General features: G+C 54.0%; 27 protein-coding genes. 5 read left to right on the top strand and 22 right to left on the bottom strand.

Going from position 1 to position 24,068, the window contains the following annotated elements; genetic code table 11:
- Positions 1 to 22: 22 nt before the first annotated feature.
- Entirely contained in the window at positions 23 to 445 is a 423-nt protein-coding gene (locus GH984_RS06900; protein WP_153719472.1) for an organic hydroperoxide resistance protein, read from the top strand.
- A gap of 81 nt (positions 446 to 526) precedes the next feature.
- On the opposite strand, the gene GH984_RS06895 is transcribed toward GH984_RS06900, so the two are convergent.
- The gene (locus GH984_RS06895) at positions 527 to 1,213 is read right to left on the bottom strand and encodes a fumarylacetoacetate hydrolase family protein (protein WP_153719471.1); all 687 of its coding nucleotides are present in this window, start codon (positions 1,211 to 1,213) and stop codon (positions 527 to 529) included.
- Positions 1,214 to 1,327: 114 nt separating this feature from the next.
- On the opposite strand from GH984_RS06895, the gene GH984_RS06890 reads away from it, so the two are divergent.
- Entirely contained in the window at positions 1,328 to 2,329 is a 1,002-nt protein-coding gene (locus GH984_RS06890; protein WP_153719470.1) for a transposase, read from the top strand.
- Here the strand turns inward: GH984_RS06890 and GH984_RS06885 are convergent.
- Positions 2,295 to 2,807, bottom strand: coding sequence for a DUF4864 domain-containing protein (locus tag GH984_RS06885; protein WP_153719469.1), 513 nt, complete (start codon positions 2,805 to 2,807; stop codon positions 2,295 to 2,297). The genes GH984_RS06890 and GH984_RS06885 overlap by 35 nt on opposite strands.
- Before the next feature lie 106 nt (positions 2,808 to 2,913).
- Between GH984_RS06885 and GH984_RS06880 the strand changes: the two genes are divergently transcribed.
- Genes GH984_RS06880 through GH984_RS06870 form a run of 3 tightly spaced genes read left to right on the top strand, consistent with a single transcriptional unit; the run spans position 2,914 to position 4,645 of the window.
- Positions 2,914 to 3,372 carry an SRPBCC family protein gene (locus tag GH984_RS06880; protein WP_369691983.1) on the top strand — a complete coding sequence of 153 codons (459 nt, stop codon included), beginning with the start codon at positions 2,914 to 2,916 and terminating at the stop codon, positions 3,370 to 3,372.
- Between the two features lie 44 nt (positions 3,373 to 3,416).
- A complete protein-coding gene (locus GH984_RS06875) occupies positions 3,417 to 3,893 on the top strand; it encodes a PAS domain-containing protein (protein WP_153719467.1) in 477 nt (158 codons plus the stop codon).
- A gap of 11 nt (positions 3,894 to 3,904) precedes the next feature.
- A complete protein-coding gene (locus tag GH984_RS06870; protein WP_153719466.1) occupies positions 3,905 to 4,645 on the top strand; it encodes an SDR family NAD(P)-dependent oxidoreductase in 741 nt (246 codons plus the stop codon).
- Positions 4,646 to 4,674: 29 nt separating this feature from the next.
- Here the strand turns inward: GH984_RS06870 and GH984_RS06865 are convergent, their stop codons facing one another.
- The 20 genes from GH984_RS06865 to rnpA form a co-directional block, all read right to left on the bottom strand.
- Positions 4,675 to 6,015, bottom strand: coding sequence for a hypothetical protein (locus tag GH984_RS06865; protein ID WP_153719465.1), 1,341 nt, complete (start codon positions 6,013 to 6,015; stop codon positions 4,675 to 4,677).
- Entirely contained in the window at positions 6,012 to 7,853 is a 1,842-nt protein-coding gene (glmS, locus tag GH984_RS06860; protein ID WP_153719464.1) for a glutamine--fructose-6-phosphate transaminase (isomerizing), read from the bottom strand. The genes GH984_RS06865 and glmS overlap by 4 nt, the downstream gene beginning before the upstream one ends.
- Before the next feature lie 31 nt (positions 7,854 to 7,884).
- Positions 7,885 to 9,336, bottom strand: a complete 1,452-nt coding sequence (gene glmU, locus GH984_RS06855; RefSeq protein ID WP_253939151.1) for a bifunctional UDP-N-acetylglucosamine diphosphorylase/glucosamine-1-phosphate N-acetyltransferase GlmU — start codon at positions 9,334 to 9,336, stop codon at positions 7,885 to 7,887.
- Between the two features lie 12 nt (positions 9,337 to 9,348).
- Positions 9,349 to 9,774 carry a F0F1 ATP synthase subunit epsilon gene (locus tag GH984_RS06850; RefSeq protein WP_153719463.1) on the bottom strand — a complete coding sequence of 142 codons (426 nt, stop codon included), beginning with the start codon at positions 9,772 to 9,774 and terminating at the stop codon, positions 9,349 to 9,351.
- Between the two features lie 12 nt (positions 9,775 to 9,786).
- On the bottom strand, positions 9,787 to 11,163 hold the full coding sequence (atpD, locus tag GH984_RS06845; protein ID WP_153719462.1) for a F0F1 ATP synthase subunit beta: 1,377 nt from the start codon (positions 11,161 to 11,163) through the stop codon (positions 9,787 to 9,789).
- A 69-nt stretch (positions 11,164 to 11,232) separates the two neighbouring features.
- Positions 11,233 to 12,126 carry a F0F1 ATP synthase subunit gamma gene (atpG, locus tag GH984_RS06840; protein ID WP_153719461.1) on the bottom strand — a complete coding sequence of 298 codons (894 nt, stop codon included), beginning with the start codon at positions 12,124 to 12,126 and terminating at the stop codon, positions 11,233 to 11,235.
- Positions 12,127 to 12,147: 21 nt separating this feature from the next.
- Entirely contained in the window at positions 12,148 to 13,698 is a 1,551-nt protein-coding gene (gene atpA / locus GH984_RS06835; RefSeq protein ID WP_153719460.1) for a F0F1 ATP synthase subunit alpha, read from the bottom strand.
- A 14-nt stretch (positions 13,699 to 13,712) separates the two neighbouring features.
- Positions 13,713 to 14,249: a F0F1 ATP synthase subunit delta gene (locus GH984_RS06830; RefSeq protein WP_153719459.1), complete on the bottom strand. Its 537-nt coding sequence runs from the start codon at positions 14,247 to 14,249 to the stop codon at positions 13,713 to 13,715.
- A 9-nt stretch (positions 14,250 to 14,258) separates the two neighbouring features.
- A complete protein-coding gene (locus GH984_RS06825; RefSeq protein ID WP_369691981.1) occupies positions 14,259 to 14,729 on the bottom strand; it encodes a F0F1 ATP synthase subunit B in 471 nt (156 codons plus the stop codon).
- Between the two features lie 24 nt (positions 14,730 to 14,753).
- Positions 14,754 to 15,017 carry a F0F1 ATP synthase subunit C gene (gene atpE / locus GH984_RS06820; RefSeq protein WP_153719458.1) on the bottom strand — a complete coding sequence of 88 codons (264 nt, stop codon included), beginning with the start codon at positions 15,015 to 15,017 and terminating at the stop codon, positions 14,754 to 14,756.
- A gap of 62 nt (positions 15,018 to 15,079) precedes the next feature.
- Positions 15,080 to 15,850, bottom strand: coding sequence for a F0F1 ATP synthase subunit A (gene atpB, locus GH984_RS06815; RefSeq protein WP_153719591.1), 771 nt, complete (start codon positions 15,848 to 15,850; stop codon positions 15,080 to 15,082).
- A gap of 28 nt (positions 15,851 to 15,878) precedes the next feature.
- On the bottom strand, positions 15,879 to 16,238 hold the full coding sequence (locus GH984_RS06810) for an ATP synthase subunit I (RefSeq protein ID WP_153719457.1): 360 nt from the start codon (positions 16,236 to 16,238) through the stop codon (positions 15,879 to 15,881).
- 63 nt (positions 16,239 to 16,301) lie between these two features.
- Entirely contained in the window at positions 16,302 to 17,174 is an 873-nt protein-coding gene (locus GH984_RS06805) for a ParB/RepB/Spo0J family partition protein (RefSeq protein ID WP_153719456.1), read from the bottom strand.
- Positions 17,171 to 17,968, bottom strand: a complete 798-nt coding sequence (locus tag GH984_RS06800; protein ID WP_153719455.1) for a ParA family protein — start codon at positions 17,966 to 17,968, stop codon at positions 17,171 to 17,173. The genes GH984_RS06805 and GH984_RS06800 overlap by 4 nt, the downstream gene beginning before the upstream one ends.
- Entirely contained in the window at positions 17,965 to 18,588 is a 624-nt protein-coding gene (rsmG, locus tag GH984_RS06795) for a 16S rRNA (guanine(527)-N(7))-methyltransferase RsmG (protein WP_153719454.1), read from the bottom strand. Before rsmG ends, GH984_RS06800 begins: the two co-directional genes overlap by 4 nt.
- Positions 18,585 to 20,450 carry a tRNA uridine-5-carboxymethylaminomethyl(34) synthesis enzyme MnmG gene (gene mnmG / locus GH984_RS06790; RefSeq protein WP_153719453.1) on the bottom strand — a complete coding sequence of 622 codons (1,866 nt, stop codon included), beginning with the start codon at positions 20,448 to 20,450 and terminating at the stop codon, positions 18,585 to 18,587. The genes rsmG and mnmG overlap by 4 nt, the downstream gene beginning before the upstream one ends.
- Before the next feature lie 18 nt (positions 20,451 to 20,468).
- Positions 20,469 to 21,803, bottom strand: a complete 1,335-nt coding sequence (gene mnmE / locus GH984_RS06785; RefSeq protein ID WP_369691980.1) for a tRNA uridine-5-carboxymethylaminomethyl(34) synthesis GTPase MnmE — start codon at positions 21,801 to 21,803, stop codon at positions 20,469 to 20,471.
- Positions 21,804 to 21,808: 5 nt separating this feature from the next.
- Positions 21,809 to 23,479, bottom strand: a complete 1,671-nt coding sequence (gene yidC, locus GH984_RS06780) for a membrane protein insertase YidC (protein ID WP_153719452.1) — start codon at positions 23,477 to 23,479, stop codon at positions 21,809 to 21,811.
- The gene (gene yidD / locus GH984_RS06775; protein WP_153719451.1) at positions 23,479 to 23,712 is read right to left on the bottom strand and encodes a membrane protein insertion efficiency factor YidD; all 234 of its coding nucleotides are present in this window, start codon (positions 23,710 to 23,712) and stop codon (positions 23,479 to 23,481) included. Before yidD ends, yidC begins: the two co-directional genes overlap by 1 nt.
- On the bottom strand, positions 23,697 to 24,068 hold the full coding sequence (rnpA, locus tag GH984_RS06770; protein ID WP_153719450.1) for a ribonuclease P protein component: 372 nt from the start codon (positions 24,066 to 24,068) through the stop codon (positions 23,697 to 23,699). Before rnpA ends, yidD begins: the two co-directional genes overlap by 16 nt.

Below are 24,068 nucleotides of genomic sequence, written 5' to 3'. Positions count from 1 at the left end.
CAAACCAGCAAAGGAGCTATCGATGGAAGTAATGTACAAAACAACGGGTACGGCAACAGGCGGACGCCAAGGTCACGCGTCCATCGAAGGCGGCGCTTTGGATGTCAAGCTAACTCCACCTAAGGAGCTTGGTGGCCCAGGCGGTGATGGCACCAACCCTGAGCAGCTATTTGCTTGTGGATATTCAGCCTGCTTCTTAGGTGCCATGCAGTTTGTGGGTGGCCAAGAAGGCATTGCAATACCAGCCGAAACCACTGTCACAGCAACGGTTGCCTTGGGCAAGCGAGATGATGGCGAGGGGTTCACTATCGCAGTCGATTTAACAGTAAACATCCCTGGGATAGACAAGGCGCAAGCCGAAGAGTTGGTTGGCAAGGCACATGTTGTGTGCCCTTATTCATACGCAACTAAAGGCAATATAAGCGTTAGCACCGCGCTGGCCTAGTTTAAAAACCAATCTTGCACACGGTGGTGGTGCTTCATATGGCGCCACCACCATGTGGGTTTAATAGCGTTTAATAGACGTTTAGTAGACACGCACAGAAAACGCGCCTACACCCTCTACGCTTGCCACTAGCTCATCTCCTCTTTGGACTGGGCCTACGCCCGCGGGCGTTCCCGTTAAAATGACGTCTCCGGCTGCCAGCGCAAACTGACGAGACAAAAAAGAAATCACCTCTGGCACCTTCCAAATTAACTGACTTAAATCTCCTTCCTGTCGCCGATCACCATTCACATCTAAAGTGATTGCTCCGGTACTTGGTTGTCCGGTTGTCTGTGCCGGTACCAGCAAGCCGCATGGGGCAGATGATTCAAAAGCTTTAGCAGACACCCACGGTCTACCCCTCTTTTTTGCATCTGCTTGGAGGTCTCGACATGTCATATCTAATGCAGGCGCGTAGCCCCACACCATATCCAACGCATCTTCAACGCAGACACCCACACCCCCGCTTTGCAAAGCAACGAGCAGCTCCACCTCATGATGAACATCTTCGCTTTGCTGCGGATAGGGAAAAGATCCTGAGGAATCTAAGTTTTCCGGATTTTTTTGAAAGAAAAAAGGCGGCTCTGCATTTGGGTCATGGCCCATTTCTATTGCGTGCGCGGCATAGTTTCGCCCAACACAGTAAACGCGCCGGACGGGAAAACCTTGACCCTCAGTCGTTGGAATAGTCCAACGCTCAGCGGGAGGGAAAACGTATTGCTGGCTCATAAGTAGCTCACCCTTTTTTTGGGATGTAGATCACATCTTTCGCAATAATTTTTATGCAGGCTAGATAGCGTCTAAGCACCATCATTTCAATGACCAGCGTACAGGAGGAATCTGATGCCTGCGCCCCGATATCGCCTCGTAAACCCCGAGGTCACACCCTATTATCACGTGATCTCACGCTGTGTTCGACAGCAATTTTTATGCGGATTTGACCGGACGCTTGGGCGCGATTTCTCCCATCGCCGGCACTGGATTGAGAGGCGCATCAAATTACTGTCCTCCGTTTTTGCCATTGAAATCTATGCCTACGCGGTGATGTCAAACCACTTTCACTTAGTGATCAAGGTTAACCCAGACGCGCCAAATCGCTGGAGAGACCGAGACATTGTTAATCGCTGGCGCAAGGCATTTGGGGGGCCAGACGTCGTTAAGCGATTTGCCAAGGGTGAGCTGCTCACCCATGCGGAGTACACCGGCTTACAACCGGTCATTGCCGAGTACCGCAAACGATTAGCCAGCTTGTCTTGGTTTATGCGCGCACTCAATGAGCCGATCGCTCGTCTTGCTAACAATGAGGACAATGTAACCGGTCGGTTCTGGGAGGGAAGGTTCAAGAGTCAGGCACTTTTAACAGCCGCCTCGGTCCTTAGCGCGATGGCCTACGTGGATCTAAACCCAATTCGGGCGGGTATCGCAAACACGCCAGAGGAGTCTGACTTTACTTCGGTAAAAGAACGAATCCATCAGGCGATAGACAGTGCAGTTGCCAGGAAGCCCGCTCACGAAAGAGAACTTGAGCCCATCGCCGGCTACACTGAAGGTCAGGTTCAAAACGGTATCGAAGGGTGTACGCTCGCAAGGTATTTAGAGCTCGTTGACTACAGCGGGCGGTCATTGCACCCAGACAAGCCAGGCTCTATACCGCCAGATCTGCCGCCTCTGCTCAAACGCCTCGGCATTAAACCAGCCGGGTATGTTCGATATATACGCCGCCAGGAGAAGGGCTTTCGTACCGCTATCGGCCCGAGCTCCGAGATTAAAGCTGCAGCGAAGAAATTTAAACTCTCGCGCCTGTGGGGCATTAGCGCAGGGAAACAGCTTTTTTCATCGGCATAAATACCTTGGAGAGCTGCTTTCCTGTTGATCTTGCTGGCGATACACTCAGGGTCATCCATGCCTTTCCGTCTGGCAATTCAACACGACCAAGCTGCCAAACAAACCCATAAAGTAGGCCATCCGTCGCAAGCACGATCACAGAAAAGGTAGCTATCCCGGCATCACCCTTGTCGCTGCGATTTCGCTCAAACGGAACGACTTCGTGTGTCTGATGGCCGATTAGTGGCTGATAGCCTGGTGCGGTTAGCAGTCGCGCAAATCGATCAATCGGCCCCGTCATTTTTTGATTTTCGGGATGGGCTCGGTCCCAAACCTCCCTTAATGCCTCGTCAACCCCCCTTCCATCCCACCGCTGGAGCGCCTCGAGCTGGGCGTAGACCACTTGTTCGGCAGGACCAGAAGCCCGGACATCCACACTTACTCCCAAACAACCCAGAAACACAAAAATTGTGCAGAAGTGAATCAGCAACTTGTTCATGATCATCTTCACCTTGGCTGTAGTTCAGGTTAAGGTGCGGCATAAGTACTGTGGATGTCTAGGAAACTCTTTAAGACCACCTCTCACCATGCAAGAGGTTGCAAAAGTGGTTAAAACTAGCGCAAGCATTGATATCGACCGGCCACCAACGTTGGTCTATTCGTTCATTGTTGATGATTTTTTAGTCAATTACCCGCGCTGGTCACCAGAGGTTAAGCGGCTTGAGGCGCTGTCAGCTGGGCCGATGCGACTTGGCTGGCGTGCACGTCAAGTTCGCGTTGATCAAGGACGGCGGACACAAACTGACTTTGAAGTGGTAGATATTAGCCCACCCTCGCGTGTGGCGTTTCGCGGTATAAAAGATCCTTACTTTATTGATTTCAGCTTAGATAGCACCGCCGACGCCGGCACGACCTTAATCTTCTCTTTTGAGCTTGGCAAACTCGGCTTTGCGTTTAAGCCTTTCGAAAAGCTTATTCGGTATGCCGTCCAAGAAGGGGTGACGCGTGTTACTCGAAATATTAAGGGCCTGATCGAATCAGAGGTTCCACATGAACCTCGCTAATTGGACAGGCAGCGACTTTAGTAGGCAAGAATGGAGCCTAAAAAATGCAGTTTAATCCAGAAAAAGACCCTTGCATCATCCCGAGTGTTCTCACTCAAATTCTTGATACCTGTGTTAATGGAATAACGCTCTCAGATCCTGAGCAGCCAGATAATCCTATCGTTTTCGCAAACGGTGTTTTTTGTGAAATGACCGGATATGACCTCGACGAGATCATTGGTCGAAATTGTCGCTTTTTACATGGTGATGATCGCGACCAGGAAGGCCTTGAGGAGATTCGTGAAGCACTTAAAAACCATAGCGATACCAAAGTGCTGCTTCGTAATTACAAGAAAAATGGCGAACTTTTTTATAACCAACTTACGATTCAGCCGCTGCGTGATTCACAAGGGAACCTCCTTTACTACTTGGGTGCCCAATATGATGTGACCGACTTAATCACGGCTCAGCGTGAAGCCGAGAGAATGTCGATCCTATTGGATCAAGGCTCCAAGTCGGAAAAGAAATTATCGGATAGATAACAGAGGGTTATATGAGATTTGATGAGAAAGGCGTGGTTGTAACTGGCGGCGCTAGCGGTATCGGTGAAGCAACGGTCAGGCGCCTTGTGCGCGACGGAGCGAAGGTTGTTATTGCCGATATCGACGACACCAAAGGTCGTCTACTTGAGCAAGAAATTGGCAAAGAGTTTGTGCGATTCTGCTCAACAGATGTCACTGACACCGGTTCAGTTGACGAGCTATTTAACTTAACTGAGCAATTCTGTGGCGTGGATGGCGTGTTTAATAATGCCGGTATTGGTGCTGTGTGCTCGGCAATCGACTATAAAGACGATGACTGGCAACGCGTTGTCGATATTAACCTAACAGGGGTATTTAAAATTGCCCGTGCCGCACTTGCGAGAATGAAACAACAAGGCAGCGGCAGCATTGTGAATTGCGCCTCTATTTTGGGTCATTTTGGACAGTCTCAGACAGCAGCCTACAGCGCGACTAAAGGTGCGGTCCTTAATTTGACCAGAACGCTCGCCATCGAGCATGCAGGAGACGGAATTAGGGTAAATAGTGTCTCACCTGGTTATGTAAGAACCCCCATTCTTGAAGCTTTAGACAAAGAAACCCTCGACTTTTTACAAACCCTGCACCCTATCGGTCGGCTAGGCGAACCACATGAAATTGCTAATGCCGCAACATTCCTGTTGAGTGACGAAGCCAGCTTCATCACAGGTGCTGATTTACTCGCAGATGGTGGTTTTACAGCCGGTAAATCTTAAATTACGGGTTCCGTAGTAAAATGAAATGTTTAGGCCGCTGGGTGCAGTTGCAGTAGGAACCCGGCGGCAAGCACCATTAAGACTGCATACCGTCCATTCCAGCGCAGAATATCGGACATCCTCATAGAAAAGCTGCCCTGCAGCGCCAAATTCATTCCCGACAGAGGGCTGGCCGCCACCCCAATACCCCATGCGGCTAAGAACGTGGAAGCAAGCAAACTCGGATCAGGCCCAATAGGCAAAATAATGGGGGAAGCGGCTGCAACGCCGATAATTGGATGGACACCCACCATTGAGGCCAATACGAGTGTAGTCAGTAACAGCGCGGCTTCTAAGCCTCCAAAATTTGAAACAGGAAACCCCAGTTCAAATTCTGTAACCACGGTTGCGATTCCGGCAGCCATCACGCCAGCGCCAAGAAATAACGACAACTCAGGGCTCATTTTGGGCAGATTAATAGTGATGTGGCGATGGAGTGTTCTGAGTGGTGTGGGTGTCTCGGTTTCTTTATTTCCTTTAAAACCACGCAAAAAAATGACTGCTACGCAGACCGCTGGCACTAAAGCCGCAATGAGCCCAAGAATTGAGATATTCGAGTCTATTGCGTGCACAGAGAGAATAAATATTGCCAGAAACCCCGGCATCCATAGGCTAGAGACGCTAACCGGGTAGCCCCTGAAATCTTTGACACCCACAGCGCTAACATCGTGAACGGTCAGCAAAAGGCTAATCGCGGCTAGTGGCAGTCCGAAGAGTATTAGCGAGGTCAGCTTAGCTCCCGGCGCATAAATCAGGGCCGCAGCCATTGAGGCAAAAAAGGGCGACCAGAAAGCGGCCGCCCCAAACAGCCTGGATAATGAAATATAGTGGCGGTGCTCAAGGTGGCCTTTTAAAGCTAGCGCTCTTGCCATGATAAAAACGGTGGATAAATTGATGACAGCACCAACGAAGTGCACGCCCAGTAGGGTTTGCCATAGAGCGCGCCGACCACGCGGATAAACCTGGGTTTCTGTTGCGCTGGATGCCCCTGCTAGCTGCAAAAAACTTACAGCTGCCAACATTGCTATCAGCCCGGCGTTCCCTTTAATGAGAAGCTGCCATGGTATTGTACCGCCCCGGGCTACAACCCATCCAATCAAGCTAAATCCAACGCCTAAAAGGACAGTCACTTGGATTTTCGACTGTCGAGCAACCGTAGGCCAAAGAAGAATACCCGCCACCCAGGCAAAAACACCCGCAGGCATCAAAGACACCCATTGAGTCAGCATGCCAACCGCACCCATGACAATTGTCAGTAAAAGGGAGACCCCGGCTAAGGCAGATACTGTAGATGCCGTGGGTGTCTGGGTAACTGGCGTTACTTCACTCACTCCACCGTCACAGATTTAGCGAGGTTACGGGGTTGATCAACATCTGTGCCCTTCAGAACCGCCACATGATAAGCAAGAAGCTGCAGCGGTACGGTATAGAGAATAGGGCTGATTAAATCGTCTATGGGAGGGATGACAATAACGTGGGTGTCTTGGTCTTGTTCAAAAGGCACCGCATGATCGGCAAAGATGATGAGACGGCCGCCGCGGGCTTGGACCTCATGAAGGTTGGAGCGCAGTTTTTCGACGAGGTCATCGTTTGGCGCAACGGCTATGACCGGCATCTCTGAGTCCACCAAGGCCAAAGGACCGTGTTTGAGCTCGCCGGCCGGGTAGGCTTCAGCGTGAATATAAGAGATTTCTTTGAGTTTTAACGCGCCTTCCATTGCGATTGGGTATTGCATACCGCGGCCAAGAAATAGGCTGTGGTGCTTGTCAATAAATTGCTCTGCCAGCGTTTTGATCTGGGGCTCTAAACTCAAGACTTCCTCAATTTGACGAGGCAAATGTCGTAGTGCCTCAACTAGGCGTCTTTCCATAGATTCTGGCAGGGCATGAAATCGACCTGCGGCAATCACAGTAATCATGAGCGCGACAAGCTGTGTAACAAACGCTTTTGTGGAGGCCACGCCGATTTCCGGCCCCGCTCGCGTCATCATCGCAAGATCGGATTCCCTCACAAGTGAGCTTTCTGGTACGTTGCAAATGGCCAGAGTAGCCAAGTAGCCCATTTGCTTGGCCTCTCTGAGCGCGGCCAGGGTGTCTGCTGTTTCACCCGACTGCGACAGCGTCACAAACAAAGTCCCGTCTGCGACCACGTGAGGACGGTAACGAAACTCGCTGGCAACCTCTATGTCGCAGGGCAGCCCGGCTAGGCTCTCAAACCAATACCGCGCCACCATGCCAGCATGAAAGCTAGTACCGCAAGCAACAATTTGAATACGCTGCGTTTTTGAGAGCACGGCGGTCGCTTCAGGGCCAAAAGCCTGCGGGAGAACGCGTTGTTCACTAACGCGCGCCTCAAGTGTTTCTGCGACTGCGCGAGGTTGTTCATGAATTTCTTTAGCCATAAAGTGGCGAAATTCACCTCGATCAGCCGCATCGGCGGAAAGCTCCGTCGTTTTTACTGGACGCGTAACTTTGTCGCCATTTGCGGCATAGATGGTGAGGTGATCACGGCAGATCTCCGCAATATCACCTTCTTCAAGGTAAATGAAATCACGTGTGACTGGCAGTAAAGCGGCCACATCAGACGCAATAAAGTGCTCGCCAATACCAATACCAATAACCAGCGGGCTACCCAAACGCGCAGCAACAATTCGATCTGGCTCGTTTTGACTAACGACGCCTAACGCATAGGCTCCATCTAACTCACAAACAACATGACGAACGGCATCAAGCAGTTGATCGCCGTGGTCTAGGCGCTCATGGATAGCATTCACCACAGATTCGGTGTCTGTCTGTGATGAAAAAACATAGCCCTTCGCTTCAAGCCGCTCTCTAATCGCCGCGTGATTTTCAATTATGCCGTTGTGAACAATCGCAACTTGATCGAGAGCCATGTGTGGATGAGCGTTTTCCTCAGTCGGCGCTCCATGCGTAGCCCAGCGCGTATGAGCGATACCGACTCCACCAGCTAACGGATCTGCTCGCTGCGCCTCATCTAGCATAGCGACCTTGCCAACGGCACGGTGACGCTTGAGCTTGGGGGCTTTGCTGTGGGTGTCTAGGATGACCATACCGGCCGAATCGTAGCCCCGGTATTCGAGCCGACGCAGCCCTTCCATGAGGATCGCCGAGACGTCCCGTTGCGCTACTGCCCCAACAATTCCGCACATCCGTCTATCTCCTGGTGGCTATTTGCAAGCCCTAATCCGATTTTGAAGGTTTGGAACGGGCACGCCAGTTATGGACAAGGTGGGTGTCTTTGTTCCCTACCGCCAGCGTATCAGGTGGTACGCTTTCTCGCAGTGTGCTGCCAGCCCCAATGGTAGCTCTCTTACCAATAGTAATCGGTGCAACGAGCGCGGTGTTGGATCCAATGAACGCGTGATCATCAATGTGGGTGTCATACTTGCGCTTACCATCATAGTTGCAGGTAATGGTGCCAGCACCAACATTGACACCCACACCTAACGTAGCGTCACCGATATATGACAAGTGATTAATCTTACTTCCTTCCCCCACAGTCACTTTCTTGGTTTCTACAAAGTTACCTATTCGTGCGTTCTGATCCAGCTTGGTGCCAGGTCTTAGGCGGGCGAACGGCCCAACACTGCAGTTGCTAGAGATGTGGGTGTCTTGGATATCGCAATGGGCGTGGATTTGGCTTGCAGAATCAATGTGGGTGTCTTGGATACGGCAGAAAGGCCCAATGCGGACTCCATCGCCCAGTGTGACGTTCCCTTCGATGATGACATCAACATCGACAAAGCAGTCTTTGCCAACGCTTAGGTGGCCTCGCAAGTCGAAGCGGTTAGGGTCAGCTAAAGCAAGGCCGTGTTCTCGCATCAGGCTTTCAGCTTGACGTCTTTGGTAAGCCCGCTCGACTAAAGCCAACTGAGCTCTATCATTAACCCCCTGAACTTCAACGGGATCGGTGATGCACACAGAGGAAAGCGCCTTTCCTTCTTGGTGCGCCATCGCCACACAGTCGGTCAAGTAATACTCGCCCTGTGCATTATCTGTATCTAACTGAGACAGCCACGTTTTCAGCGAGCTAGCTGGTAAACACATAACCCCCGTGTTGATCTCTTTCATTTGGCGCTGAGCTTCCGTTGCGTCCTTTTCTTCGACGATACCTCTTACAGAACTGTGGGTGTCTCGGATCACTCGACCATAGCCATGCGGGTTTTCGAGGCAGACGGTCAAAAGGGCGCCATTGGGATTAGCTGCGTTGATGAGGCGCGTGAGTGTGCCTGGGGTAATTAATGGAACATCAGCGCAAAGCACCAAAACGGTGTGGGTGTCCGGGATGCCGGGCAGGGCTTGCGCCACCGCGTGCCCGGTACCGAGCTGCTCAGCTTGGTGAACCCAATTAACGGGCACGTTTTTCCATTCAACCATATCCGAGACACCCACCGCAGCGTCCGAGACACCCATCGCAGCGCGCACTTGGTCGCCGGCGTGGCCATAGACAATGTGGATGTCCAAGTTGTGGATGTCCGGGTTGGGGCCCTTGAGGGCCGTGGCGGCCGAGAGGACGTGCGCGAGCATGGGTTTGCCGGCGATAGGGTGGAGGACTTTGGGGGTGGCAGAGCGCATGCGCTTGCCCTCGCCAGCGGCGAGGATCACGACACTAAGCGAAATTGGGCTACCCAATTGCAACCCGGTCTAGCTGCGAGCGTTTTTGCGGAGTTTTTGAATGGTTCGAAGCTGCGCGGCGGCCTCGATCAGTTCAGCCTGAGCGCGAGCATAATCAACTTCGCTCGTGCGGTTGGCCAAAGCCTCTTCGGCGCGACGGCGTGCGTCTTCAGCCGCAGCCTCGTCGATATCCTTTGCACGAACGGCGGCATCAGCCAAAATAGTGACCACATGCGGCTGAACTTCCATCGTGCCGCCCGAGACGTAGTAAAACTGCTCGTTATCGAACTCATCTCGCACGGTGACTTCACCGGCCTGCAGCTGCACAAGCATGGGCAAGTGGCGCGGGTAAATGCCCACTTCGCCGCCGGTAGCCCGAGCGATAATGAAAGATGCCGTACCCGAGTGGATAGACTCCTCTGCGCTCACAATGTCGATATGCATGGTCATGGCCATAATGGACCCACCTTAAAGGTTGCGCGCCTTCTCTACGGCTTCATCGATGCTACCGACCATGTAGAACGCCTGCTCAGGCAGATCATCATGCTCACCATCGACAATGGCACGGAAACCACGAATCGTCTCTTTTAAGGAGACGTATTTACCCGGGGAGCCGGTGAAGACCTCAGCCACAAAGAATGGCTGCGACAGGAATCGCTGAATTTTACGTGCGCGCGTTACCGTCTGCTTGTCCTCTTCAGACAGCTCGTCCATACCCAAAATGGCGATGATGTCTTGTAGCTCTTTATAACGCTGCAGCACCTGCTGTACGTCCTGAGCCGTGTCGTAATGCTCTTGGCCAACGACCTGCGGGTCGAGCTGACGAGAGGTAGAATCCAGCGGATCCACGGCAGGGTAGATACCCAGCTCGGCGATAGAACGCGACAGCACGACCGTGGCATCCAAGTGAGCAAACGTGGTGGCTGGCGAAGGGTCAGTCAAGTCATCCGCTGGCACATAAACGGCCTGAATAGAGGTGATTGAGCCTTTGCTGGTGGAAGTAATGCGCTCCTGAAGAACACCCATTTCCTCCGCCAATGTTGGCTGATAGCCCACCGCCGATGGCATACGGCCAAGCAGAGCAGACACCTCAACGCCGGCCAGCGTGTAACGGTAGATGTTATCGATAAACATCAGCACGTCGCGGCCTTCATCACGGAAATATTCGGCCATGGTCAGACCCGTTAGCGCAACACGCAGACGGTTGCCCGGTGGCTCGTTCATCTGCCCGTACACCAGCGCCACTTTATCGAGCACGTCCGACTCTTTCATCTCGTGGTAGAAGTCGTTGCCCTCACGCGTACGCTCACCCACACCGGCAAACACGGAATAACCGGAATGCTCGATAGCGATGTTACGAATGAGTTCCATCATGTTGACGGTTTTGCCAACACCAGCACCGCCGAACAAGCCAACCTTACCGCCTTTGGCGAAGGGGCAGAGCAGGTCGATGACCTTAATACCGGTTTCCAGCAACTCGGTGGAACCGGCTTGCTCTTCGTAGGAAGGCGCTTTGCGGTGAATTGGCCAATGCTCCGCCGCGGCAACTTCTCCGGCGTCGTCCACAGGCTCACCGAGCACATTCATGATGCGGCCAAGTGTCTTTTCACCCACCGGCACCGAAATCGGCGCGCCGGTGTTGGTGACACTCACGCCACGTTGTAACCCGTCAGTGGTGCCCATGGCGATGGTACGCACAACACCGTCACCGGTTTGCTGCTGGACCTCAAGCACAAGACCCTCACCGTCAACCTGGAGTGCGTCATAGACCTTCGGTACCGAGTCACGGGGGAACTCAATGTCCACCACGGCACCGATGATCTGTACGACCTTTCCTGAACTCATAGCGCGGTTCCTCTTCGCGAAAGCGTGTTATTCCGTTTGTTTTGCCGACCCCTGTTAGCCGACACCTTTTTAGACCGCCTCTGCGCCGGCCACAATTTCCGATAATTCAGTAGTAATGGCTGCCTGACGCGCTTTGTTGTAGGCCAGATTGAGCTCATCAATCAGCTTACCGGCGTTGTCTGAGGCAGACTTCATGGCCACCATTCGGGCGGCCTGCTCACAAGCAATGTTTTCAACCACGGCCTGATACACCAGCGATTCAAGGTATCGCTCAAGCAATAAACTTAAGGCTTCTTCGGCTGATGGCTCGTAGATGTAATCCCAAGTGTGTCCGCGCTCGACAAGCTCTGGCTCATCAGACGGCGGCAGCGGCAGCAGCTGCTCCATGGTCGGCGCTTGAGTCATGGTGTTAACAAAGCGGTTGTAACACAAGAGCACTCGCGAGATTTCACCCGCCTCAAACTGATCCATCATGACCCGAATCGTACCGATTAAGTCCTGCAGTCGCGGGGTATCGCCAAGCTGTGACACTTCACCAATGATTGGCGCCGATAACCGGCTAAAGAACTGAATGGCTTTTGAGCCCACCGTACAAAGCCGTGCTTCTTCACCGGCTTTACGATGCGCCATCAGCTCACGTAGCACCCCACGAAAGAGGTTGTTATTGAGCCCGCCGCAAAGCCCACGATCACTGGAGATAATGATGTACCCCACCGCTCCCGATTTGCCGTCGCTGGACGCATTGCCGTCACCACGCTGCAAAAACGGATGCGAGTAATCGGGGTTGGCCTGTGCCAAATGCCCAATCACTTGGCGCATTTTTTCAGCATACGGCTGAGCCTGACGCATGCGCTGCTGGGCACCGCGCATTTTGGAGGCGGCAACCATCTCCATTGCGGTGGTGATCTTCTGCGTGTTGTTCACGCTTTTGATCTGTGTGCGTATTTCCTTTGCGCCGGACATGCCGATATACCCCGATTGGCCCTATTTGCCCTGCCAGCTACCGTTGGCCTTGAAATCATCAAGTGCCTTGGTCAGCTGAGCGGCGATGTCGTCACCGTAATTACCGTCGGCATCAATGGTGCGCATTAGCTCACCAAAGTTGCTGTCCATGTACTGATGCAGCGCTGCCTCAAACGGCCCAACCTGTTTGAGCTCAAGCTCATCAAGATAGCCTTCGTTGAGCGCATACAATGAGACACCCATGTACGCGACGGACATTGGCGAATATTGGCCCTGCTTCAGGATTTCCATGGCACGCTGACCACGCTCAAGCTGCTTACGAGTGGATTCATCCAAATCGGAAGCAAACTGAGAGAATGCCGCAAGCTCACGATACTGAGCCAGCGCCAAACGGATACCACCGCCAAGCTTTTTAATGATTTTGGTCTGTGCCGCACCACCCACACGAGAAACCGACAGGCCCGCGTTAATGGCTGGACGAATACCGGCATTAAACAGGTCCGTTTCCAGATAGATCTGGCCATCGGTGATGGAAATCACGTTGGTCGGCACGAAGGCAGAGACGTCACCAGCCTGCGTTTCGATGATCGGCAGCGCCGTTAGAGAACCGGTTTTGCCTTTGACTTCACCATTGGTGAGGCGCTCTACCTCGTCGGCGTTAATCCGCGCAGCGCGCTCAAGCAACCGAGAGTGGAGATAGAAAACATCGCCCGGGAAGGCCTCACGACCCGGCGGACGACGCAGCAGCAAGGACACCTGACGATACGCCACGGCCTGCTTAGAGAGATCATCATAAATGATCAGCGCATCTTCACCGCGGTCGCGGAAGTATTCACCCATGGTGCAACCGGCATACGGTGCAATAAATTGCAGCGCGGCCGATTCCGCGGCCGAAGCAGCCACGACGATGGTGTGGTCCATCGCGCCGTGCTCTTCAAGCTTGCGCACCACGTTGGCAATGGACGAGGCTTTCTGCCCCACCGCCACATAAATACACTTAATGCCGGTGCCTTTTTGGTTGATGATGGCATCAACAGCAACGGCGGTTTTACCCGTTTGGCGGTCACCGATGATCAGCTCACGCTGACCACGACCCACCGGTACCATCGAGTCGATGGCCTTAAGACCGGTCTGTACCGGCTGGTCAACCGACTGACGGGCGATAACACCCGGGGCAACTTTTTCCACCGGCGCGGTTTGGTCGGTTTGAATTGCGCCTTTACCGTCGATTGGCGCACCCAGTGCGTTAACCACGCGACCGAGCAATGCCTCACCGATTGGCACCTCAAGGATGCGGCCGGTGGTACGAACGCTCTCACCCTCACTTAAGTGTGAGTAGTCGCCTAAAATAACGGCACCCACCGAGTCGCGCTCTAAGTTAAGCGCCATCCCGTAGGTATCGCCAGGGAATTCGAGCATTTCGCCCTGCATGGCATCGCTTAATCCATGAATGCGGACAATGCCGTCACTCACGCTCACGATCGTACCTTCGTTGCGCGCTTCCGCTACCGCCTCGAAGCTTTCGATGCGCTGCCGGATAAGCTCGCTGATTTCCGTTGGATTCAGTTGCATCTCATCTTTTCCTCTTAACGGCTTATGGCGCCGGTCAGTTTTGCCAACCGGCCGCGCACCGAACCATCAATGACCAGGTCACCGGCCCGCACAATGGCGCCACCGATGAGTGTTTCGTCGACTTCCGTCTCCAGCGTAACCTGACGGTCGAGCTGTTTGGACAGCGCAGCTTCTAATCGCTTGCGTGCCGCATCGTCTACAGGCTGAGCAGAAATAAGCTGGGCCTCAATGGTCCGCTCATGCTGCTCTCGTAGGGCGTGAAACTGCCGGCTAATTTCGGGCAGTGCCAAAATGCGACCTTTTTCGATTAGAAGCCGAATCAGGTTTTTTTGCTTTTGATCCAGCGCATCACCGCACACATCGATAATCAGCCCCGCCTTTGCTGCCGCATCGACACGCGGACTGCCAAGAATTTGCTCAACCCGCTCATCAGCCACCACTTGGGCGGCCATAGCCAGCCCATCTGCCCATGCCGGCAATGTGCCGTCATCGCGGGCCAAATCAAAGGCAGCCTCTGCGTAAGGTCGAGCAACGGTGATCATCTGCGCCATATCAGTGCCTTAGACCTGCTCAGTCAGTTGATCAAGCATCTGCTGATGCGCCTTAGGATCAACCTCACGTTCTAAAATGCGGCTGGCACCCAAAATGGCAAGCTCTGAGACTTCTCGGCGAAGCGCAGCACGAGCCTGAGAGACCTCTTGCTCGATTCGTGCTTCTGCCGCGACACGCTCACGCTCAGCCACTGTTCGTGCTTCTTCACGAGCCTCATCAACTAGGCTTGCCCCTTGGCGATTGGCCTTTTCAATGATCTCTGCCGCCTGATTTTTGGCTTCACGAATGTGTGCTGCGCCTTGCTCTTTAGCGAGTTCGAGCTCATGCGAGGCACGTTCAGCCGACGCCAGGCCATCTTGAATGCGCTTTTCACGCTCACTCATCGCCTGTTTGATGGGCGGCCAGACAAACTTCATCGTGAACAGAATGAACACGGTAAACGTGATCATCTGCCCAAATAGCGTGATGTTAATGCCCACGGTTCAAACTCCCTTTCTGACCTATTAGGTCAGGGCGCCGAGCAAAGGATTGGCGAACATCAACAGGGCAGCAAATGCCACACCGATGATGGAAAGCGCGTCAAGCAGGCCTGCCACGATGAACATGCGAACCTGAAGAACACCCGCCACTTCGGGCTGACGAGCGATGCCTTCTAGGAACTTTCCACCGAGCATGCCAAAACCAATGCTAGTACCAATGGCGGCAAATGCGAAAATGAGTCCGATGCTGATAGCGGTAAACGCCTGCACCTGAGCGATAGCTTCCATGATTCCTCCAAACAAGAGTCTTTAAGTTAAATCCAGCACGGCCAAACCCCCCATGGGTCAGGTCAGTGTTCCTCGTAAGCCAAGCTCAGGTATACCACCGTGAGCACCATAAAAATAAACGCCTGCAAAGGGATAACCAATATGTGGAATATCGCCCAAGCAACACCCGGTATCCACTGCGCCCAAATGGGCAACAATGCGATCAGGATAAAGATCATCTCTGCCGCGTAGAGGTTGCCGAATAGCCGCATTCCGAGCGAAACCGGCTTAGCAATCATCTCCACAATGTTCAGCATAAGGTTGGCAGGCCACAGCAGTGGGTGCGCACCAAAAGGATGATGAATCAGTTCTTTACCAAAACCGCCCCAGCCCTTGCCCTTAATGCTGTAAATAATAATCAGCGCGAGCACGGTTAACGATAGCCCAAAGGTGGCGTTCATATCGGCAGAGGGGAGGATTCGGACGTATTCAATGCCAACCAGTTTGCCCAGCACAGGGAAGAGGTCTACCGGCAGTAAGTCCATCAGGTTCCATAACAACACCCACACAAAGATGGTGAGGGCGAGGGGGGCCACAAACTCACGCGGGCCATGAAAGCTCTCACGGGTTTGGTTATCGATAAATTCAACGCAGGCTTCTATGGCCGTTTGGATGCCGCTAGGCGCTTCAACACTGGCGCGACGGGCAACCGAATAGAAAACGCCCAAAAAGATCAAACCAAGAACCCAAGACACAATGAGCGTATCTAAATGCAGGGTCCAAAAACCCTCGCCCACCGACGCATGCACTAGGTGATGCTGGACGTAGTCGGTGGCTGATCCGCCTGCTGCCATGATGTTTAACCCTACCTCGTCAGCGTTTTCAGTCAATCTTTCCAAGCAATACGAAACCGTATGCCGAAAGCGTCAAGGCGAGTGTGGTAACCAAGGCCGCAGCCTGATCTCGAAACACATACACGCCAATAAAAATCAGCCCGGTACCCAGTAATAATTTCATTACCTGCGCCCGGTAAAAGCCCCCAAGCATTGCCTGTGGCTCTCGTGGGTCGCTACTTAGCGACCATCTTAGCGCTACATAGCCGGTCATCAGTACTGAGATGCCCAACCCGACCAGCGCTGCTAATCCTGCCTCTAGCCCGCCAGCCCAAACCCAAACGCCAGAACTGACCAGACCGATCAGGAGCTGAATGCGCACCACTTTAAGTGCAACTTGCCTCAGCATCCTACCTTAACCGCCTTGTGAGCGGCATAGCGCGAAGCAGTATAAAGAACTCCTGCCGGCGCTTCAACGAATATGCGCAAGGATTCCATCAAGCTCATCGAGGCTATGGTACCGAATGACCAGTCGCCCCTTGCCTTTTTTGCCATGATCGATTTGAACTTCAGCACCTAGCCGCTCTGCCAAATCCTGCTGTAAGCGCCGTACATCGGGGTCATCCGCCGCATTAGCCTCAGCCTCGGCGGCCGGTTTTTCTGCCCGTTTTTGATGCTGCCGAACCAACGCTTCGGTTTGACGAACACTCAGCCCACGCGCAACAACCTGCGCGGCTAATTCGCCCTGAGTGGCTTCATCTAGCGTTAAAAGCGCACGGGCGTGGCCCATTTCTAAGTGGCCAGCTTCAATATGGCGTTTAACGGCGGCTGAAAGATCGAGCAGCCGCAACAGATTTGAGACACCCACACGCGAGCGGCCCACAGCATCAGCAATGGCCTGATGCGTCATCCCAAACTCTTCGGTTAGACGCTTAAGGGCCGAGGCTTCTTCTAGCGGATTAAGATCCTCGCGCTGAATGTTTTCTATCAGCGCAATCGCCACTGCCATTTCGTCAGGAATGTCTCGCACGATAGCGGGGATTTCGCTGAGACCCGCCAATTGCGCTGCCCGCCAGCGCCGCTCGCCGGCAATAATTTCATACTGATCATCGCCAGGCAGCGGGCGCACTACAATCGGCTGCACAACCCCTTGCGCGCGAATTGAAGTGGCTAACGCTTGCAAAGCATCAGGATCAAATTCACGACGCGGCTGATAACGCCCGCTTTCCAACTGATCTAGTGGCAAATTGGTGAGTGCGGCATCGTCTTGCCCCGTTGTACCGGTTGCGGCCTCCCCTAGCAGAGCATCCAGCCCCCGGCCCAAACCCCGTCGCCGACTATTCATGATTTATCTCCCACCTGAGCTTTGTTGGTGCGCTGGCGCCGCAACAATTCTGAGGCTAATGCCATATAGGCCACCGCACCGGCTGAACTGCGATCATACTGCAACACCGGCAAACCATGGCTCGGTGCTTCAGCAAGGCGCACGTTGCGCGGAATTAATGTGCGATACACCTGCCCAGAAAAGTGGGTGTCCAGTTGTGCGCCCACTTGATTGGCTAGATTGTTACGTCCATCGAACATGGTGCGAACAAGCCCTTCAATTTCAAGCGCAGGGTTAACCGTTTGTTGAACCCGCGCAATCGTATTCAACAAAGCACTTAAGCCCTCAAGCGCGTAATACTCGCACTGAATGGGTATTAACACCCGATCTGCTGCCACAAACGCATTCACCGTCAACACATTCAGCGATGGTGGGCAATCAATTAAAATGTGATCGTACTGATCGCGAATGGGGGCGAGCGCATCGAGTAAATGCCGCTCGCGGCCTTCTCCCTCACCCACTAACGCCACCTCGGCCGCCGTTAAGTCTGCATTGCCGGGCAGTAGGTCAAAGCCGCCTTTGAGTGCCTGACAGCGCACCGACTCCACATTGGCCTGACCCATGAGTAAGTCATAGTTGCTCAGCTCAACCGCGTCTTTATCAACACCCGAGCCCACCGTGGCATTACCCTGAGGATCTAGATCGACAACCAGCACGCGCCGACCATTGGCCACTAGCGAGGCCGCCAGGTTCACGCAAGTGGTGGTTTTACCGACACCGCCTTTTTGATTGGCTATGGCCAGGGTTTGGGTCATGTGGCTGTCCTTTGGCTCATCGTCCTTTGGCTCATCGTCGTTTCGCTCATTATTAGCAAGTGGCGCTCCGCATCCAGATCGGGCACCTGCAGGGTCTGTTGCCGGAATGATACGCCGGCCTGACGTAGCGCGGCTAATTCAGCATCATGTGTCTTCGCTTTCATCGCAATGGCCTGGCCGTCAGGCGCCAGTAAATGCGCCACCCCCTGCCAGAAGCTTAGCGCCTCACTGAATGCCCGGCAGATCACCACCGCAAATGGGCTACGTACGGTGTAAGCCTCCAGTCGAGTTTCCGCAATCTGCACATTCTGGAGCTTTAACTCTAAACACACCTGGCGCAAAAAACGGACCTTTTTTGAATTGCTCTCTAATAAGGTAACGAATCGCTCTGGCTCAGCCAGCGCAATCGGTATACCCGGTAGGCCCGCGCCCGTGCCCACATCTAACAAGGGGCCGGCGGGCAGCCAGGGCAGTACCGCTAGGCTATCGAGCAAATGCCGGCTGACCATTGCCTCGGGATCACGCACGGCAGATAAGTTGTAAACCCGGTTCCAGCGCGCCAGTAAATCTCGATACGCCAGTAGCTGACCCGCAAGCGCAGGGTCTACCCCTTGCATCATTGGCGAAGGTGAACAAGCAAAAGCGAAACCGCGGCCGGCGTCATACCGGGTATACGCGCTGCCTGCCCTAAAGTGCTCGGACGATGCTGGGCCAGCTTTTCGCACACTTCAGCAGATAATCCGATGACGTTCTTATAGTCAATGTCGTTGGGCACGCTTAAGGTTTCATGCTTTTCTGCCCGGGCGATTTGTGCCGCCTGGCGTTTAACATACCCATCATAGCGCGCAGCAATAACCACTTGCTGACAAACGCGTGGATCATCCGGCCCCGGGCCGGCCGCGGGGTAACTCATCAAGGCATCAAATTCCACGGCCGGGCGGCGCAACAGGGTGAGCAGGTTTTGCTCACGCGGCAAGGGCTTGCCCAATAAGGCCGCGCCCGCGTCATCACCCAAATCACTGGGTTTAATCCAGGTACGCTCTAAACGCTGAAGCTCTTGGTCGATGGCGCGGCGATAAATCTCAAATGCGGCCCAGTCTGCTGGTGCGATGAGCCCGTAGGACTGCGCCACCGGCAGCAGGCGTAAATCGGCATTATCTTCGCGCAACTGCAGCCGATATTCGGCGCGTGAGGTAAACATGCGGTAAGGCTCGGTTGTACCCCGCGTGGTGAGATCATCAACCAAGACACCCAAGTAGGCTTCGTGCCGCTGCGGTACCCAAGGTGATTCTGCCTGCGCGGCCGCCGCAGCATTAAGCCCGGCCAACAAGCCCTGCGCGGCAGCTTCTTCATAGCCGGTTGTGCCGTTGATTTGCCCGGCCAGATACAGCCCCGGCAAATGCAGACTCTCTAAGCTGGGATGCAAATCCCGCGGGTCAAGATAGTCATATTCAATGGCGTAACCCGGGCGGGTAATGCGCGCATTCTCAAGCCCGGCAATGGTTTTAATCAGTGCCTGCTGCACATCGAAGGGCAGGCTCGTGGAGATGCCGTTAGGATAGATCTCTGCCGTATCGAGCCCTTCGGGTTCTAAAAAGATCTGATGGCCATCGCGCTGAGCAAACCTCACTACCTTATCTTCGATAGATGGGCAGTAGCGCGGCCCCACCCCATCAATTTCGCCGCTATACATGGGTGAGCGATGCAATGCGGCACGAATAATCTCATGCGTTTGCGGATTGGTATGGGTGATGTAACAGGGCACTTGCTGTGGGTGCTCATCTCCCCGGCTCCAGCGAGAAAAATAGGGCGCTGGGGTTTGGCCCGGCTGCTCGGCCAGCGCAGAGAAATCAATACTTCGGGCATCAATGCGCGGTGGGGTACCGGTTTTAAGGCGGCCTACCCGCAGGGGCAACTCGCGCAACCGCGCTGCCAGGGCATTCGATGGGGCATCGCCCGCTCGGCCGCCTTCGCGCTGGTGCTCACCAATATGGATTTTGCCCCCTAAAAACGTGCCTACCGTTAAGACCACCGCTTTGGCGCGCAGCTCAAGGCCTAGCCGGGTTTTAACCCCACACACCTGATTATTCTCAACAATCAGATCTTCAATGCTGTCTTGAAACAGGGCAAGGCCAGGCTGCTCATCTAACAGCTGCCGCACCCCCTGACGATACAACGTGCGATCGGCCTGCGCACGGGTGGCGCGAACCGCCGGGCCCTTACTTTCGTTAAGGGTGCGAAATTGAATACCCGCCCGATCAATGGCCCGGCCCATGATGCCGCCCATGGCATCGATTTCTCGCACCAAGTGGCCTTTGCCAATACCGCCAATGGCCGGGTTGCAGCTCATCTGCCCCAGCGTGTCTAAGCTTTGGGTGACGAGCAGGGTATTTGCGCCCTTACGCGCCGCCACGGAGGCCGCTTCGGTACCCGCATGGCCACCGCCCACCACAATCACATCATAAGTCTGTGTACTATCCATAGCCGCAGAGTTTACCAATTACTTGCCAATACAAAAGGTTGAGAAAATCTCGCCCAGTAAATCTTCGGTGGTAATTGTACCGGTAATTCGGCCTAAGGCATCTTGTGCTTGGCGTAGTGACTCGGCAACCAACTCATCACCCAACCCATCGTTTAGCGCTGCAATGGCCTCATCAAGATCTTCAGCCGCTGTTTGCAGCGCCAATAAATGCCGGCGCCGCGCAATAAACGGGGGCTCTTCATGGGTATGGCCCAGTTGGGTAAACAGATGCTCACGCAAGGCATCAAGCCCCGCACCGGTAAGTGCTGACACCGCCACCATCTCAGACGAACCCGCTACCACACCCGGCGCTCGGCCGGTTAAGTCAATTTTATTCAGCACTCGAGTAATCGGCACGCCAGCCGGCAGATCAAGCGCGGCGGGTTCAATCACATCGCCTTCTTCAACTACCAGCAGTATTCGATCGGCCTGCTCCATGGCGGCGCGCGCACGGCGTACGCCTTCTTGTTCAATTTGATCGTCTGAGTCACGTAGCCCTGCGGTATCTAGCACCCGCAACGGGAGGCCATCCAGATGCAGCGCGGTATCAATAACATCGCGCGTGGTGCCGGCAATATCAGTCACAATGGCAGCATCCCGCCTGGCCAAGGCGTTTAGCAGGCTAGATTTACCCGCATTCGGCCGCCCCGCAATTACCAAGGTTAGGCCGGCTTGCAAGCGCTGGCCTGACTCAGCCAGCCGCAGGGTCTCCACTAAATCTGCTTTAATTTGATCCAGCGCCATTGCGAGCGCTTCGGTAGAAGACTCGGCCTCAGTTAATGGCTCATCGGCAAAATCGATATGCGCCTCGCACTGCACGCGCACGGCTAACAAGCGTTCAACGAGCCCATTAATGGCGCTGGCAAATGACCCTTGTAAGGAGCGCATCGCCGCACGGGCGGCCGCCTCACTCCCAGCACTAATTAAATCGGCGATGGCCTCGGCGCGTGTCAGGTCCATGCGCCCATTAATAAAGGCACGCTGGCTAAACTCACCCGGTTCGGCAAGTACCGCCCCAAGTGAAAGCAATCGTTGCAACAGCTGATCAAGCACCACCGGGCCGCCATGACCCTGCAGTTCGACCACGTCTTCGCCGGTCATTGAATGGGGGGCAGGAAAGTAAAGGACTAAGCCCTCATCAATAGCATCGCCTGCGGCATCTCTAAAGGTGCGTAAGGCTGCCACTCGGGGGGTGGGTAGATCACCCACCATGACGTGAGCAATGGCTACAGCTTCCGGGCCTGATAATCGAATAATGCCCACGCCCCCGCGACCGGGGGGCGTTGCAACCGCACAAATCGTGGTAGTGGCCACGTTCGCTACGACTTAGCGCCGGCCTCTATCCGCCGCGTAATAACCCACTGCTGGGCAATCGATAAGGTATTGTTGGTTACCCAGTACAGCACCAGCCCCGCTGGGAAGAAGATAAAGAACACCGTAAAGACCAACGGCAGCCCCATCATAATCTTCTGCTGAATGGGATCCATAGGCGCCGGATTGAGTTTTTGCTGCAGGAACATCGTTGCGCCCATCAGTAAGGGCAGGATGTAGAACGGATCACGTTCTGAGAGATCCTGAATCCAGAACATCCATGGGGCTTGGCGCAACTCCACACTCTCAAGCAGCACCCAATACAGGGCGATAAACACCGGAATTTGGACCAAAATAGGCAGACACCCACCCAATGGATTGATCTTTTCTTTTTTATAGAGCGTCATCAGCTCTTGGTTCATCTTCTGCCGATCATCGGGATAACGCTCTTTTAGGCGCTTCATTTCGGGCTGAAGCTTGCGCATTCTTGCCATGGAGCGATAACTGGCTTCGGAGAGTTTGTAAAACACCAGCTTGATAGCGAGGGTCAGCAGAATGATAGACCAGCCCCAGTTGCCCACCACGCTATGTATCCAAGACAGCGCAATAAATAACGGCTTGGAAATAATCGTAAGCCAACCATAATCGACTGTTAGCTCGAGGCCCTCGGCAATCGGCGCTAGGCGGTTTTGCTTTTTCGGCCCAACAACCAATCGGTTCTCTAAGGTGGCCTGACCACCGGCCTCAACCGTTACCCACGGTGAGCTCTGCCCCAGCACATACTCGCCACGATTAACCCGCGTGTAATAGCGCAGCACCTGATCACGTGGCGGCACCCAACCTGCCAAGAAATAATGCTGGATCATGGCCAACCAACCATCGGTGATATCACGCGATAGGTCGTCTTTTTCCATGTTGTTAAAGCTAATTTTTTCGTATTTATCGTCGGGGCTGTAAATCACGCCGCCGGTGTAACTGGCTGCGCCAAGAAAACCCGGCCCTTCGGTATCAGAAGAGCGTCGAAGTTGATTGTATTGATAAACCCGTACCGAATCGGCTAAAGGGTTTTGCACCTCGTGACGCACATCAATCAGATAACTATCACGCGTAAATACATATCGGCGCGTCACCATCAGACCATTTTCGTCGCGCCAGCGCAGCGGCACTTCGATCTGCTCCGCATCGCCCTCAAGGATATATTCCTGTTCATCGGCAACCCAGCGGGCACCGGGGCCCGGTGCCTCGATACCATCGCCCACGAGACCCGCTTGGGCAATAAAAAGGGGCGATTCTGTACCCATTAACTGAAAAGGTGTTGGGTCATCCAGCGAGACGGTGTGCTCGAGTAACCGTACGCCATGCACGTTGCCCCCGTTAAGATCGATATCAACCTCAAACAGATCGGTTACCACCCGGACTTGGTTGACACCGGTATCGGTCAGCGTATCGCTGGCGAGTTCGGGAACTGAATCACTACCCGCAGGCTGACCGGGTGCTTCAGCTTCAGCCTCCGCCTCAGATGGCGCGGGCGTTGCAGGTGCCGATTCTGGTTGATCCACACTCGCTGTTGGCGAGGCTTGCTGGGGTGCGGATGGGCCATAATCTTGTTGCCAGGTCATCCAACCCAGTAACAAGACAAGCGCAAGTGCGACGTAAAGAAAAAGACGTTGGTTATCCATTATTGATGGCTCGTGGACTCGCTTCCCGGTACCGGATCAATGCCCCCGGGGTGAAAGGGATTACAACGCAAAATGCGTCGTGTGGCGAAATAGCTACCACGAATTACCCCATGTCGTTCTACCGCCTCAATGGCATAGCAAGAACAGGTGGGATGAAAACGGCAACACGGGCCGAATAGTGGGCTGATGCAGTAGCGGTAAGCACGAAGAAATGCAATCAACAGGGTTCGCATGACTGAATGATCCGTTGCCAAAGACTGTAAAGAGATGCCAACAGTGTAGCGTTTTCTGTGTTACAAGCGATGGGGCGAACCATTACAACAATATCAACCGCCGGTAAATCATTTCGTATTTGCCGAAAACTCTCTCGAATCAGGCGCTTAATACGGTTTCGATCGCTTGCTCTTTTCGCAACGCGCTTAGAAATCGCTAGACCAAGACGCGCTTGCTCGACGGTATTAGGTCGGTATAACACCGTTAAGTACCGGTTGGCTTGCTTTTCTGCCCCGGCAAATACCGCTTTAAAATCTTGGCTACGGGTGAGTCTAACTGAACGGGGAAACGAATAATCGCCCCCCAGTGATGACAT

Source organism: Spiribacter salilacus, from assembly GCF_009649225.1.
Classification (GTDB): Bacteria; Pseudomonadota; Gammaproteobacteria; order Nitrococcales; family Nitrococcaceae; genus Spiribacter; species Spiribacter salilacus.
Note: the sequence above shows the minus strand (reverse complement) of the source record. Positions and strands in the feature narration are given on the sequence as shown.

Coding starts and splice junctions, on each gene's coding strand:
- GH984_RS06900 (WP_153719472.1), top strand. CDS start 23: ATGGAAGTAATGTACAAAACAACGGGTACGGCAACAGGCGGACGCCAA.
- GH984_RS06895 (WP_153719471.1), bottom strand. CDS start 1,213: ATGAGCCAGCAATACGTTTTCCCTCCCGCTGAGCGTTGGACTATTCCA.
- GH984_RS06890 (WP_153719470.1), top strand. CDS start 1,328: ATGCCTGCGCCCCGATATCGCCTCGTAAACCCCGAGGTCACACCCTAT.
- GH984_RS06885 (WP_153719469.1), bottom strand. CDS start 2,807: ATGAACAAGTTGCTGATTCACTTCTGCACAATTTTTGTGTTTCTGGGT.
- GH984_RS06875 (WP_153719467.1), top strand. CDS start 3,417: ATGCAGTTTAATCCAGAAAAAGACCCTTGCATCATCCCGAGTGTTCTC.
- GH984_RS06870 (WP_153719466.1), top strand. CDS start 3,905: ATGAGATTTGATGAGAAAGGCGTGGTTGTAACTGGCGGCGCTAGCGGT.
- glmS (WP_153719464.1), bottom strand. CDS start 7,853: ATGTGCGGAATTGTTGGGGCAGTAGCGCAACGGGACGTCTCGGCGATC.
- GH984_RS06850 (WP_153719463.1), bottom strand. CDS start 9,774: ATGGCCATGACCATGCATATCGACATTGTGAGCGCAGAGGAGTCTATC.
- atpD (WP_153719462.1), bottom strand. CDS start 11,163: ATGAGTTCAGGAAAGGTCGTACAGATCATCGGTGCCGTGGTGGACATT.
- atpG (WP_153719461.1), bottom strand. CDS start 12,126: ATGTCCGGCGCAAAGGAAATACGCACACAGATCAAAAGCGTGAACAAC.
- atpA (WP_153719460.1), bottom strand. CDS start 13,698: ATGCAACTGAATCCAACGGAAATCAGCGAGCTTATCCGGCAGCGCATC.
- GH984_RS06830 (WP_153719459.1), bottom strand. CDS start 14,249: ATGGCGCAGATGATCACCGTTGCTCGACCTTACGCAGAGGCTGCCTTT.
- atpE (WP_153719458.1), bottom strand. CDS start 15,017: ATGGAAGCTATCGCTCAGGTGCAGGCGTTTACCGCTATCAGCATCGGA.
- atpB (WP_153719591.1), bottom strand. CDS start 15,850: ATGGCAGCAGGCGGATCAGCCACCGACTACGTCCAGCATCACCTAGTG.
- GH984_RS06810 (WP_153719457.1), bottom strand. CDS start 16,238: ATGCTGAGGCAAGTTGCACTTAAAGTGGTGCGCATTCAGCTCCTGATC.
- GH984_RS06805 (WP_153719456.1), bottom strand. CDS start 17,174: ATGAATAGTCGGCGACGGGGTTTGGGCCGGGGGCTGGATGCTCTGCTA.
- GH984_RS06800 (WP_153719455.1), bottom strand. CDS start 17,968: ATGACCCAAACCCTGGCCATAGCCAATCAAAAAGGCGGTGTCGGTAAA.
- rsmG (WP_153719454.1), bottom strand. CDS start 18,588: ATGATGCAAGGGGTAGACCCTGCGCTTGCGGGTCAGCTACTGGCGTAT.
- mnmG (WP_153719453.1), bottom strand. CDS start 20,450: ATGGATAGTACACAGACTTATGATGTGATTGTGGTGGGCGGTGGCCAT.
- yidC (WP_153719452.1), bottom strand. CDS start 23,479: ATGGATAACCAACGTCTTTTTCTTTACGTCGCACTTGCGCTTGTCTTG.
- yidD (WP_153719451.1), bottom strand. CDS start 23,712: ATGCGAACCCTGTTGATTGCATTTCTTCGTGCTTACCGCTACTGCATC.
- rnpA (WP_153719450.1), bottom strand. CDS start 24,068: ATGTCATCACTGGGGGGCGATTATTCGTTTCCCCGTTCAGTTAGACTC.